Annotated in this window: 8 protein-coding genes; 1 reads left to right on the top strand and 7 read right to left on the bottom strand. The window is 67.2% G+C overall.

Annotation, left to right across the window (positions count from 1 at the left end; all coding sequences use genetic code 11):
* Positions 1-42: 42 nt before the first annotated feature.
* The 6 genes from EBI04_RS05150 to hemE are packed head-to-tail and all read right to left on the bottom strand — an operon-like array spanning position 43 to position 11,192.
* On the bottom strand, positions 43-2,949 hold the full coding sequence (locus tag EBI04_RS05150) for a PAS domain S-box protein (protein ID WP_206202074.1): 2,907 nt from the start codon (positions 2,947-2,949) through the stop codon (positions 43-45).
* Positions 2,950-2,960: 11 nt separating this feature from the next.
* A complete protein-coding gene (locus EBI04_RS05145) occupies positions 2,961-5,546 on the bottom strand; it encodes a bifunctional diguanylate cyclase/phosphodiesterase (protein WP_135256514.1) in 2,586 nt (861 codons plus the stop codon).
* Positions 5,547-5,591: 45 nt separating this feature from the next.
* Entirely contained in the window at positions 5,592-7,832 is a 2,241-nt protein-coding gene (locus EBI04_RS05140) for a diguanylate cyclase (RefSeq protein ID WP_135256512.1), read from the bottom strand.
* A gap of 35 nt (positions 7,833-7,867) precedes the next feature.
* Positions 7,868-9,223 carry a protoporphyrinogen oxidase gene (gene hemG, locus EBI04_RS05135; protein WP_135256510.1) on the bottom strand — a complete coding sequence of 452 codons (1,356 nt, stop codon included), beginning with the start codon at positions 9,221-9,223 and terminating at the stop codon, positions 7,868-7,870.
* Entirely contained in the window at positions 9,211-10,164 is a 954-nt protein-coding gene (gene hemH, locus EBI04_RS05130) for a ferrochelatase (RefSeq protein ID WP_135256508.1), read from the bottom strand. The genes hemG and hemH overlap by 13 nt, the downstream gene beginning before the upstream one ends.
* Entirely contained in the window at positions 10,161-11,192 is a 1,032-nt protein-coding gene (gene hemE / locus EBI04_RS05125) for a uroporphyrinogen decarboxylase (protein ID WP_135257881.1), read from the bottom strand. Before hemE ends, hemH begins: the two co-directional genes overlap by 4 nt.
* Positions 11,193-11,205: 13 nt before the next feature.
* Between hemE and EBI04_RS05120 the strand changes: the two genes are divergently transcribed.
* On the top strand, positions 11,206-12,129 hold the full coding sequence (locus tag EBI04_RS05120; protein ID WP_135256506.1) for a peptidylprolyl isomerase: 924 nt from the start codon (positions 11,206-11,208) through the stop codon (positions 12,127-12,129).
* On the opposite strand, the gene EBI04_RS05115 is transcribed toward EBI04_RS05120, so the two are convergent.
* Positions 12,124-12,972, bottom strand: a complete 849-nt coding sequence (locus EBI04_RS05115; protein ID WP_135256504.1) for a carbon-nitrogen hydrolase family protein — start codon at positions 12,970-12,972, stop codon at positions 12,124-12,126. The genes EBI04_RS05120 and EBI04_RS05115 overlap by 6 nt on opposite strands.
* Between the last annotated feature and the right edge of the window lies 1 nt (position 12,973).

Here is a 12,973-nt window from a genome sequence, read left to right as displayed (position 1 = left end):
TGCCTCCTCGCCTTCTCCCGGGTAAGTTTCGCGCATCGGCCCTTAGGACAGGCGATGCTCTTCCCCGGCCATCAACCTCAGGAAGGCCGCCACCACCTCGGGGTCAAACTGCTGGCCTCCTTGCTCCTCTATGTAGGCCAGGGCCTTTTCCCTGGACCAAGCCTTCCGGTAAGGGCGGTCGGAGGTCAGGGCGTCGTACACGTCCACCACGGCGAAGATGCGGGCGGCAAGGGGGATCTCCTGCCCCTTCAGCCCCCGGGGGTAGCCCAAGCCGTCCCAGCGCTCGTGGTGGGCGTAGGGGATCTCCAGGGCCTTTTTGAGGAAGGGGATGCCGGAAAGCCACTCGTAAGCGTAGACGGGGTGCTTCTTCATGATGGTCCACTCCTCCTCGGTGAGGGGGCCGGGCTTGAGGAGGATGGCGTCGGGGATGGCCAGCTTGCCCACGTCGTGGAGGATGGCCCCCCGCCGGATGTCGTCCAGGTCTTCCTCGGGCACCCCCAGGGCGCGGGCGAGGCGCAGGGTGAGCTCCGTGACCCGCTCGGTGTGGCCGGCGGTTTCCTGGTCCCTTAACTCCACCGCCTTAGCCCAGCCCCAAAGGGTCAGGTCGTAAGCGGCCTCCAGTTCCCGTTGGCTTTTCAGAAGGTCCTGGAAGGTGAGGGCATTGTCCAGGGCCACGGCCCCCTGGGATACCAAGGACTCCAAAAACTCCTCGTCCTCAGGTGCAAGGTTCCAAGGTCTACGGGTGAAGGTTGCAAGAACCCCAAGGAGCCGCCCCTTGGCGAAGAGGGGGTAGGCCTTTTCCGCCACCAGCCCCTCCTTTAGCGTGAACTCGGGCTCGGTCCCAGGGTCTTGGGCCAGGTCGGGAACGAAGACCACCTCACCCGTGAGGGCGGCCCTTCCCACGTGGCCTTGGCCCAAGAGTAAGCGCCGGGGAACCGCCCGCTTGGGGGTGTAGAACCCCCGCAGGCCCCGGAGCTCCAGGACCTTTTCCTTCGGGTCATAAAGGAAGAGGGCTGCGGCCTCCAGGGGGAGGCGCATCACCTGATTGAAGAAGACCTCTAGGGCGGGCTCCAGTTCCAGGGAGGCGGCGATGGCCTGGTCCACGGCCCGCAGGGCCTCGAGGTGCTCCACCCGCAGGGCCAGCTTGCGCCGTAGGCTCGCCCGGCGGACGGCGTTGCCTATGGCCTCAACCAAGAGGAGGATCCGGTTCGCCTCAGAGGCCGTGGGGGTGCGGGGGTGGGGCCAGGCCAGGGTGAGGGTGCCCACGGGTTCTTTCCCCGCCAGGAGGGGAGCCACCACCCCGCTCCACCCTTCGGGGACCAAGGGCTTGGCTCCGGGGCGTACCCTTGGATCCCGCTTCAAATCCGGGCTCACCACCACCTCACCCCGGAAGGCCCGGGCCACCAGGCCCTCCTCCCCCAGGGTTTCCGGCGTGGGGATCTCCTTAAGCCAGCCGTGGCTCGCCGCTTCCTCTAATCGGCCGGTGTCAGCGTCATAGAGGAGGATGCTACCCACCGGGGCCTCCAAGGCTTTCAGGGCCGCATCCAAAGCGGCCTCCATCATTTCCTTAAGCTCCTCGCTTTGCCGCAGGGCTATGCTGACCCGGGCGAAGGCCTCGAGGGCCAGTTCCCGTTCCTTGGCCTCGGTGATGTCTAGGCCCACGCCCATGATGGCGGGCTTACCGCCGATCTCCACTCGGGCGGCGGAGTAGTCCAGCCAGCGCACCTCCCCCTCCTTGGTGAGGATGCGGAAGGTGTAGCGGCTGGGAGGGGCTTCCCCCCGGAGCCGGGCCAGACCCCGTTCCCGGACCATAGCTCGGTCAGCGGGGTGGACAAACTCCCAGATGGGGCGGCTAGCGAGTTCCTCCCGGGTGTAGCCGGTGAGGCGGATGGCTTCCTCGTTGGCAAAGGTAAGGCGCTCCTCCTGCCACATGAGGATGAGGGCAGGGGCGGTTTCCGCCAGGGTGCGGAAGAGGGCTTCCGATTCCCTTAAGGCTCTTTCCCGGGCCTTTTCTTCGGTGACGTCCCGCTTGATGGCAACGAAGTGACGGATCTCCCCGCCCTCCCTTACGGGGGTTATGGTCATGTGCTCGGTGTAAAGGGTGCCGTCCTTGCGGCGGTTGACGATTTCCCCTTCCCACACCCTTCCGGAGAGGATGGTGTCCCAAAGATTCTCGTAGAAGGCCTGGTCCTGCACACCGGACTTCAGGATGCGGGGGTTTTTCCCCAGGGCTTTCTCCAGGGTGTAGCCAGTAAGCTGGGTGAAGGCGGGGTTCACCCACTCTATGTGTCCCGAGCGGTCGGTGAGGACCACGGCTTCATAGGCGGCTTCCAGGGCATTTTGCAAGAGGCGCATGGTGGCCTCAGCCTGAAGGCGTTGGGTTACGTCCAGGGCTACCACCAGCACCGCAGGCCTCTCCTCCCATTCAAGGAGATGGGAGAAGATTTCCACCTGGATCTCCCGCCCGTTCTTGAGGCGGTGAGTCCAGGGGCCCGAGTGTTGCAGGGGAGGCCTCGGGTTTTTTAGGTCCTCTAGGAGCTTGGTGCGTTCCCTTTCGGGCCGGATGCCCAAAATGGTCATGGTGAGGAACTCTTCCCGGGTATAGCCGTACTTTTCCACGGCAGCCTGATTTACCTCCAAGAAACGCAAGCTCTCCAGGTCGTACACCCACATGGGCAGGGGATGGGCCTGGAAGAGGAGACGGAAGCGTCGTTCCGCAACTTCCAGGGTTTCCGCCGCTTGCCTGTGGCTTTCCTCCCAGCGTTTTGCCAGGAGGTGGATGAGCAGGGAGGAGAGGAGGACAAAGAGCAGGCCCTTTCCGGTCTGCCACCGCGTAAGCGCTTCGGCGGCGGGGAAGAGGCCTAGGAGGAGGCGGTCGCTACCTAGGATCCAGGCCAGGGAGAACACGGCGTAGACGAGGGTGATTTTCAAGGGCTCGCTCAGCCGCACGCTTCTTTTCATTATAGGGGTGCCAGGGGCTCGGGCCTCCCCCAGAGGTAACCCTGGCCCAAGGGGAAGCCCAGGCGCCGCAGGTAGTCGCGGGTGGCCTCGTCCTCGATGCCCTCGGCGATGGCGGTGAGGCCCAGGGCCCGCGCCAAGGCCAAGACAGCGGCCACCAGCCGGGCGGCGGGGCTTTCCGGGTCCGGGGGGCTTCCCAAGGCCCGGGTGAAGGCCTGGCCCAGCTTGACCCCGTCCACGGGGAGGGCTGAGAGGCGCTCCAGGCTGGAGTAGCCGGAGCCGAAGTCGTCCAGGAAGACCCTCACCCCTAGCTTCCGGAGGAGGGCGAGGGCCTTGTTGGCGTCCCTGCCTCGCTCGTCGGGGATGAGGGAGGTTTCCGTGACCTCCAGGACCAGTTCCTCCGGGGGGCAGGCCGCTTCCTCCAACACCTCCGCCACTCGAGCGGGGTAACCGGGGTCCAAAAGCTCCTGGGGGCTTACGTTCACGTGGACGGGCAGGCCGTGCCTTTCCCTTTCCCGGCAGACCTGGCGCAGCACCCACCGCCCCAGCTCGGGCATGAGGCGGTGCCGCTCCGCCAAGGGGACGAACTCCGCAGGGGGGGCGAGCCGCCAGCGGAGAAGCGCTTCTAGAGCCACTTTTTTACCGGTCCTGAGATCCACGATGGGTTGGTAGGCGAGCCAAAGGCCCTCCCCCCGCTCCAGGTCCTCCCGCAGGGCCTCCAAGAGGCGCATCTCCCGGCGCAGGGCCTCCTGCAGGTGGGCCTCGAAGAAGGCCAGGCGGTCCTTCCCTTCCCCCTTGGCCCGGTAGAGGGCCAGGTCGGCCCTCTGCAGGAGCTCTCCTGGGGAGAGGCCGGGTTCCCCTAGGGCGATCCCGATGGAGGTGGAGAGGTGGTGGACCCGGCCCCCCAGGGGCAGGGGCAGGCGCACCACCTCTAAAAGCCGCTCCGCTACCCGCGCGGCCTCTTCGGGTGCCTTGAGCCCCGTGAGGAGGACCAAAAACTCGTCCCCACCTTGCCGGGCCAGGAGATCCCGGGGACGGAGGGCGGCCCTTAGCCGAGCGGCCATGGTCCGCAGCACCTCGTCCCCGGCGGCGTGGCCCTCCAGGTCGTTCACCAGCTTGAGGCCGTCCAGGTCCAGGTACAAGACGGCCAGGCTATGGGTTTCTTCCCCAACCTCCTTTAGGGCCTGGGCCAGCTTCTCCAGGAAGAAGAGGCGGTTGGGAAGGCCGGTGAGAGGGTCGTGGTAGACCAGGTGCTGTAGCCTCCCCTCGAGCTCCAGCCTTCTAAGGAGAAGCCCCAGCTGGCTGGCGAAGGCCTGGGCCAGCTCCAGGTCCAAGGGGGTGAAGGCATCCTCCCGCTCAAAGTTATCCAGGTACAAAAAGGCCTTACGCTCCCCCGCCAGGTACACGGGGACGGAGAGGATGGCCTGGATCTCCCGCACCCTACCGGCTTCCTCCATCACCTTGCGCCTTTTCTCGTCCAAGCGGGCGTTAAAGCGCTCCAGGTCCTTCCAGGTAAAGATCTGGGCCTCCCGGTGGCCGGTCAGGGAGAGGGGTTCCTCGGGGCGCAGGCACACCTGGCGCAGGGTCCTCAGGTCGTAGCCCCGGGCGGCCACGAAGTGGTAGCAACCGTCCTCCATGAGCACGGTGACGCTCCCCGCCTGGGCGCTGGGGAGGGTGTCCAAGGCGGCGTCCAGGATCAGGCCGAAGATGGAGTCGGAAAGCCCTTCGGCCATGAGGGTCTCGTAGACCTTTAGAAGGTTCTTGCGGAAGGTGCTCCAACGCGCCTCCTTGGCCTGGGCTTCCTCCCTTTCCGTCACGTCCACCCCTAAGGCGAGGATCTCCAGCACCTCACCTCCTGGGCCCGGAACGGCCAGGAGCGTCCACTCCACCGCCCGCATGCCCCGGGAAGTGTGGGTGCGGGGGCGGCCCGGGACGGCCAAGGCCTCCGCCAGGGGGAGGGAGGGGGGGTCCGGGAAGGCGGCCCGGAGGGCGGGGTTGGCGTAGAGGAGGCGACCTTCCCGGTCCAGGCGGGCCAGGTAGAAGGGAGAGGCCTCCACCAGCTGCTTTAGCCAACGGCTCTGTTCCCAAAGCTCCAGGGTGCGGGCTAGGGCTTCCGCCAGTCCCCGGAGGGAAGCCTCTTCTTCCGGGCTGAAGGCCCGGGGGCGCTGGCAGTCGTCCACCCCCAGGAAGCCCCAGAGCTCCCCTTCCACCCGGATGGGCACCACCAGGAGGCTTTGGATGTCCTGGGCCTCCAGGAGGGGCCTTTCCTCCTCGGGGAAGGAGGCTACGGGGCCTGCCACCGCCTGGTCCTCCAGGAAGCGCTCCAGCCAGCGCCCGTACCCCGCCTCCCGCAGAGGCAGGTTCTGCAAAGCGGGGTTCTGGAGCTGGGGCGAAACGCCAGAGGCTGCCCACTCCGCCAGCTGAGAGGCGAACCAAGCCTCGCCCCGCCTTTCCAAGCGGAAGAGGTAGGCCCGTTGGGCCGAGAGGGCCTCCGCCACCAGTTGCAGGGACTCCCCCAGGCCGGAAAGCCCCTTCCGCAGGAGGGGAAGCAGGGGCCAAACGATGCGCCCGCCCGGTGTGCGCTCCATGGCTAGGGCTACTCCAGTATACACGCCTCCCGCCCGGCTTCAAGTTCAAGCCATGACCGGGAGGCCCAGGTTTTTGGCCTGGTACATGCGGGTGTCGGCGGTGGAGAGGAGTTCGTCCGCAGACCTCCCGTCCTCGGGGTAGGCGGCCACGCCGATGTTCACCCCCAGGCAAAGCCCGTCAAAGCAAAGCCCCTCTATCGCCCGGGCGTAGCGGAAGGCGGCGGCGATGGCCCCATTCTTGGGGGTATGGGGGAAGATGGCGGCGAACTCGTCCCCGCCCCAGCGGAAGAGGCGGTCCCCGTTGCGCCTTTCCTTTTGCAGGGCTTCCGCCACCTTTATGAGGGCTAGGTCGCCCACGGCGTGGCCCAGGCGGTCGTTCACCCCCTTGAAGCCCCTTAGGTCCAGGATGGCCAGGGAAAGGGGATAGCCGTAGCGCTCAGCCCGCCTCAGCTCCTCCAGGAGGAAGCGGTCGAAGGCCCGCCGGTTCCCGAGGCCCGTGAGGGGGTCGGTAAGGGCGGCCTCCTCCAGGAGCTTGCGGGTGCGGCTTTCGTGGAGCAGGGTGGCGAGGGGGGCGGCGAAGAAGTGGGCGGCTCCCAGGGAATCCTCCCCGAAGGCCTTGGGGTCGTGGAGGTTGTCCAGGTTCAGGTAGGCCAGGATTTCCCCCTTATAGGGGATGGGCAGGCAGAGGTTGGCCTGGATCTCCCGGGCGCGGCCCGCCCGGTCGATGACCTCTTCCGGCGCCGTTTGGTGGCTGATCTCCGCAATGGGGCGCTCCTCTGTGCTCATGACCCGGGGTTCCCCTCGGCGGGCCTTTTCGGGAGGACGGCTGTACCAAAGAAGCATGGCCTCGGGGGTGAAGCGTACCGCTTGCAATCCTTCCAGGTCGTACCCCACCGCCGCCCTGAAGCGGTACACCCCCTCCTCCAACACCAGGAGGCTTCCCGCCTCCGCCCCCGGCACCTGGCGGATGGCCTCTTCCAGGAGGGGCTGGTAGAGGTCTTCCGGGGGGTGTTGGAGGAGGTTGAGGAAAAGCTGGTTGACCCCCTGGTGGCGGTTTTTCTCCGTCAAACGTTCCAAGCCCAGCCCCAGGGTGCGGCAGAAGAGGAGGAGGAGTTCCACCTCCGCCTGGCGCCAAGGCCGCTCCTCCTTTTGGCCCACCACCAGCACCCGGCGGCTTCTGGGGGCGCCAGGGGAGGGGATGGGCAAGGCGGCGAAGGTGCGCCAGCCCAGGGCCTTGAGGGCGGGCACCACCTGGTTTTCCTCCGCGTAGCGGGCGGTGAAGACGGGGCTTTGCGTCTCGTACACCTGCCAGGCCAGGCCCACCCCGTAGGGGAGCCCCTCCTTCAGCACCCGGAGGAGGGTGGGCTCCTCCACCCCTTGGTGGGCCAGGGCTTCCATGCGCCCGCCGCGGGCCTCCCAGAGGGTGCCCGAGGGCAGGTTCAAGGCCTGGAGGAGCAGGGCCAGGGCCTTTTCCCCGGCCTCGGACAGGCGGGTGGCGCTCTGCAGGCGTTCCGCGAGCTCAGCCATGAGCCTTCGCTCTTCCAGGTCCACCAGGCGGTCCAGCTGGAGGCTCACCGCCTGGGCGAAGCGGGAAAGGCCCTCCACCTCTTCCGGTGCAAAGGGGCTATCCCGCTCGAGGTTCAGGATGGCCACCACCTCCCCCCGTTCCCAGAGGGGCAGGGCCAGCTCCGCCAGGGTGCGCAGGCCCGGGGCGGGGATGTAGCCGGGCTCTTGGCTTACGTCGGGAACATACGCGGGGTGCCCCTCCCGGAAGGCCCGGCCCAGCACCCCGCTGGCGGGTACTTCTTGGAGGGGGAGGGGAGGGACGCTTTCCAAGAGGCGGAAGCCCTGAGGGGTGGGCACCCAGACCCCCACGTGCCCCCCTTCCCCTAAGGCCGCCAGGCGCTCAGGGAGGGTCCGGAGAAGGGCCTCCCGGTCCGGAGCTTGGGGCAGGGCCTCGAGGGCCTCCGCCAAGAGCTTCTGGCTTCGGGCCAGGGCCTTGGCCCGGCGGTGGGCCCGGCGCAGGCTCTGGCCGATCCCGTCCGCCAGCAGCGCGGAGAGGAGGAGCAGGGCCAGGGCCATCAGGTTAAACCCAGGGAAGGGGAGCAGGAGGAGGGTGGAGAGCCCGGCGGCAAGAAGGCCCCAGCCGAGCCCGTACACGCTGGCGGTGGCCGCGGTGAAGACCATGAACCAAGGGAGGATGTAAGGGTCGGTGTAGCCCAAAAGCCCTACCCAGAGGCCCAAGAGGACGGATCCCAAGGCGATAACCGGATAGGGCAGGACCATGTTTGGTCCATCCTAACGGGATCCCCCGTCCTTGCCTAGGGGGTGGGGGTGAGGGCCAGGTACCCGAGGGCCCTCTCCGCCGCTCTGCGCCCCGAGCGCACCACCTCGGGGAGGCCCACCCCCTCCAGGTAGTTCCCCGCCAGGAAGAGGCCTGGGGCCTTTACTAGGGCCATTTCCAGCCGCTCTACGCGCTCCAGGTGCCCCACCCGGTAGGCGGGCATCCCCTCGGGGAAGCGGAAGACGAAGGTGCGCTCCGCCCGCACTTCCTGGCCCAGGAAACGGCGGAGGTCCTCCAGGGCTACCCGGGCAAGCTCTGCCTCGGAAAGCCGCGCCACCTCCCCGGAGAAGTAGGCCCTGGCCAGGCTAAACCCCTCCGGGGCCCTCCCGGGCCATTTCTGGTGCGTCCAGGTAAACCCCCTGGCCCTGTAGCCTTCCCCCTTGGCGATGAGGAGGCCGTGCCCTGCCACGGGAAGCGCTTCTTTAAAGGCCAGGCTCACCGTGGCCGCCGGGGTGTGGGGAATGCCCTTGAGAAGGGCCGTGGCTTCGGGGAGGAAGGGTCTTAGGAGGTGGGCCGCCACGGGGGCGGGGGTGGCGAGGACCACCGCCTCCACCTCCAGGGGTCCCCTAGGGGTGTGGAGGCGGTAGCGGCCGCCCAGGGGCTCGAGGGCCAGGACCGGGGTGCCCAGGAGGGTTTTCCCCGCCACCTCCTCGGCAAGCCTCCGCGTTAGAGCGGAAAGCCCCTCCTGGAAGGAGAAGAAGAGACTTCCCCCTTCCCGGCTTCCCCGTGCTCTCCGAGCCCGCATGGCCCCCAGGATGAGGCTCCGGTGTTTCCGCTCCAAATCCAGAAGCTGAGGGAAGGCAGCCTTCATGGAAAGCTCGTCGGGTTCCCCCCCGTAGATGCCCCCCGCCAGGGGTGCCACCAGGGCGGCAAAAACCTCCGGGCCGAGCCGCCTTTCCACGAACTCCCTCAGGCTTTCGTCCTCCTTGGTTCCCCGGGGAAGGAAAAGGTCATAAAGCGCCCTGAGCTTCCCGGAAAAGGAGAGGAGGGAGGTGCGGTAGAGACCCCTAAGGTCTCCGGGGACGATCTGTAGAAGACCCTCCGGAAGGGGGTGGGCCTTTCCTTTGCGCAGGATGTAGGCCGCGGGCTTGGCGGGAAGGGTGCCAATGGGGGTGAGGCCGAAGCGCTCGGCAAGCTCCAGGACCTCCTTCTTGTAGCGCACGCTGGCGTCCGGGCCCCCTTCCACCAAAAACCCCTCCCCCTTGTGGGTGCGCACCTTGCCCCCCAGCCTGGGGGTGGCCTCCAGGAGGAGGAAGTCCACCCCCGCCTCCTTAAGGGCAAGGGCGGCGGCAAGCCCCGCCCAGCCCCCGCCCACCACGGCTACCTGAGCCACGCTGCCTCCACCAGCTCCTTTAGAACGTGGATATAGTCCAAGTCGGCGTTGAGGCTCCGGGCCCGGATGAGCCTTAGTCCCACCTCCTGGGCGGTGGCCTGGGCCTCGAGGTCCAGGTCGTAGTAGACCTCCAGGTGGTCCGCAGGGAAGCCCACCGCCTGGACCACCACCTCCTCAAAACCTTCCTCCCTTAGGGCCCTTAGGTGCTCGTTGATGTCGGGGCCGAGCCAGGGCTCAGGGGTGCGCCCTGCGGACTGGTAGGCCACGCTGAACCGGGGCAGGGCAAGCCTCTGGGCGATGAGCTCTGCCGTCCTCTCCACCTGGCGCGGGTAGGGGTCGCCCCGCTCCACCGCCGAGAGGGGGATGGAGTGGGCGGTGAAGACGTAGGCGGCCTTCCTGGGCTCTTTGAGCCGCCAGATGGCCTCCTCGAGCCTTTTGGCGTAGGCGGCGATCAAGCTGGGATGGGCCTCGTAACTTTCCACCCAGACCATCTCAATGGGCTCGGGCAGAGACTTTAGGGCGGCTTCCACCTTTTCCTGGTACTCGGCCACGCTCCTTAAGGAGTAATGGGGAGCGGCCACGATGGCCACCGCCCGCCTCACCCCATCCTCGTGCATGGCGGCCATGGCCTCCCCGATGGAGGGATGCCAGTGCTTGGTGCCCACGTAGACCCGGGCCGGCCCCTGGGGGATGCGGGGGCCGAAGGGGCCCAGGAGGCGCTTGGGGTAGGCGGGGGCCTCGAGGTTCAAAAGGGCCTGAAGCCTGATGGCCTGGACCAGGGTGATCTCGTTCAAGGGGCTTTTGCCGATGGCGGCGTAGCGCTCTTCCAGCTCCTTGATGAGCTCTTGGGATGGGTGCCTTCCCCGGCGGATGTCGGTGTAGTAGGGTTCGATCTCTTCCGGGGTGTAGGGGGTGCCGTAGGCCATGAGGAGTACGTTCATGCCGCTCCCTCCTTTTCCTTGAGGAGTTCTACCACATAGCGCACGTGTTCCACCGGAGTGCCGGGCAGGATTCCGTGGCCCAGGTTGAAGATGTGCCCGGGCCGGCCAGCGTTTTCCGCAAGGATCCTCTCCACCTCCCGCCGGATCACCTCCTTGGGGGCGAAGAGGACCACGGGGTCCAGGTTGCCCTGGACCGGGGTGTTCCCCAAGAGGTCCCGGGCCCAGGGAAGGGGGGTGTGGTGGTCCAGGCCGATCACATCCCCCCCGGCCTCCCGCATCTCCTTAAGAAGGCCCATGGTCCCCACCCCAAAGTGAATCACGGGCACCCCAAGGAGCCTCAGCTCCTGGAAGAGCTTGGCCATGTGGGGCTTCACGTACCGCCGGTAGTCCGCAGGGGATAAGGCCCCCACCCAGGAGTCGAAGACCTGGAGGAGCTCGGCCCCCGCCTCCACCTGGGCCTTCAGGTAGCGGGCCATAGCCTGGGTGAGCTTCTCCAGGAGTTGATGCCAGAGGGCTTCCTCCTGGTACATGAAGGCCTTGACTTCCCTGAACTGGCGGCTCGGCCCGCCCTCGATGAGGTAGCTGGCCAGGGTGAAAGGAGCCCCGGCGAAGCCGATGAGGGGCACCTTAAGCTCCTTTTTCAGGAGGCGGATGGTTTCCAGCACGAAGGGCACGGCCTCTTCCGGCTCCAGGGGCCTTAGGGCCTCCACCCCCTTGGAATCCCGGATGGGCTGGTGGATGACCGGGCCTTTGCCTTCCACCAGGTCCAGCTTCACCCCCATCCCATAGAGGGGGGTGGTGATGTCCGCAAAGAGGATGGCGGCGTCCACCCCAAGCTGCTTCACGGGCAAAAGGGTAACCTCGGCGCAGACCTCGGGGTTCTGCACAATCTCCGGTAGGGTGTAGCGCCGTCGGATCTCCTGGTACTCCTTCTGGTAACGCCCCGCCTGGCGCATGAACCAGACGGGGGGCCTCGAGGTGGGCCTGCCCCGGGCCGCCTGGAGGATGAGGTCGTTCACGCCCTCCATGCTAGCATGGGGCATGCGCTTCCTTTTTTTCCTCCTAACCTTAAGCCTAAGCTTATCCCCCTTTGCCCGGGCCCAGGAAGATCCCGTGGTGGCCCAGGTGGGGCCCGAACACATCACCAAGAGCCAGTTTGAGCTCCGCTTTGGCCTCTTCGTCAAAAGCGCACTCCGGCAGCTTGGCCTCCCCGACTCGGAGGAAACCCGCGATCTTCTCGCCCAGTACCGGGCCCCTTACCTGGAGGCCCTGGCGGAGGAGCGCGCCCTTCTCCTCCTGGCCCGGCGCCAGGGGTTCTGGCCCCTGCCCGACAGCGTGGAGGCCCGGGTGGCGGAGCTCGTGAAGGCCTTCCCGGAGGAAGAGGCCCTGCGGAAGGCCCTGGAGGGGGCAGGGGTGCCCGACCTCGCCACCTACCGCACCCTGCTTTCCGAGGCCATGGCCCTCGAGGCCCTGGAGGCTCACTACCGCGCCAAGCTTAGCGTTTCTCCCGCGGCCTTGAAGGCCCTATGGCTCCTTTCCCCGGAGTACCGCCACCCCGCCCTCTACTGCGCCCGGCACATCCTGGTGCCCACCCTCGAGGCGGCCAAAGAGGTCCTGGCCCGCCTGGCCAAGGGGGAGGCCTTCGCCCAGGTGGCCAAGGAGGTGTCCCAGGACCCTGGCTCCAAGGAAGCCGGGGGGGATCTGGGCTGCGAGCCGGAAGGCACCTACATCCCCGCCTTTGAAAAGGCCCTGCTGGCCCTGAAGCCCGGGGAGGTTTCCCCTCCCGTGGGGACGGAGTTTGGCTTCCACGTGATCCTCCTGGAAAGGCTGGTACCCCCGGGCCGCTACCCCCTGGAGGAGGTGGCGGAGGAGCTGGCCCAAGGGGTGAAGGACAAGGCTTGGGAAAAGCTCGCCAAGGCCCTGATCCGTTCCTATCCCATCGCCCTTTTCCCCGAGCGCCTATAGGGTTAGGAGGAGGGCGGCATCCCCCCTTGGGGCAGGGGCCAAGGCCAGGGCCTCCCCGGGGGCGTAGATGCCGCTTTGCCCCTCAAAGGTGAGGCCGAGAATCTTGCCGTTCAGCATGGGGTTTAAAAGGAATCGGAGGTTTTCCCGGCCCACGAGCCTCTCCTGGGCGGAAGCCCTCCAGACCTCTCCTTCCCTTCGGGATCCCTCCCAGGGCCAGGGGCGGTCCCAAGGGGCGGGGTTGGCAGAGGGTTGCAGGAGGACTTCCGCCCCCAGGGCGTCCAACCGGGCCAGATACCGCTCAAAAAAGCCGTCCAGGCAGATGAGGATGCCCACCCTGCCCGCCTGGGTTTCCACCAGGTGGGGGCCGAAGGTGCCCCGCTTGAGCCAGCGCTCCGGGGGCGTGAGTTCCATCTTGGGCACCTGGGCCAACAGGCGGCCTTCGGGGTTGAGGAAAAGGGCGAGGTTCTGGAAAAGGGGCGTGCGGGCAAACCGCCCCCGGGCCAGCTCCTCCTCATAGGGCGGGGAGAGCAGGGTGCCCGCCAAGAGATAGGTGCCGAAGGCCCTAGCGGCCTCGGCCATGGTCCGGTGAACGACCCCGTAGGCCTTCCGCGCCCGTTTCCAGGGGGAGAGGGGAGAGGTGAGGAGCTCCTGGGGGTGGAAATCCCTTTCCAGATGCAGGAGAAGGGGGAGCCCGAAGAGCTCGGGGAAGGCGGCAAGCCGGGGGGAGGGGGTGCCCTCGAGGGGGCTTAAGAGGGAGAAGATCCGCTCGCGGAAGGCTTCTTGCGTGCGGTAGAAATCCGGCTTGACCTCCGCCTGGATGGCCAAGAGGGTGCGGAAGCGCACC

The sequence above is a fragment of the Thermus caldilimi genome (assembly GCF_004684245.1).
Classification (GTDB): Bacteria; Deinococcota; Deinococci; order Deinococcales; family Thermaceae; genus Thermus; species Thermus caldilimi.
Note: the sequence above shows the minus strand (reverse complement) of the source record. Positions and strands in the feature narration are given on the sequence as shown.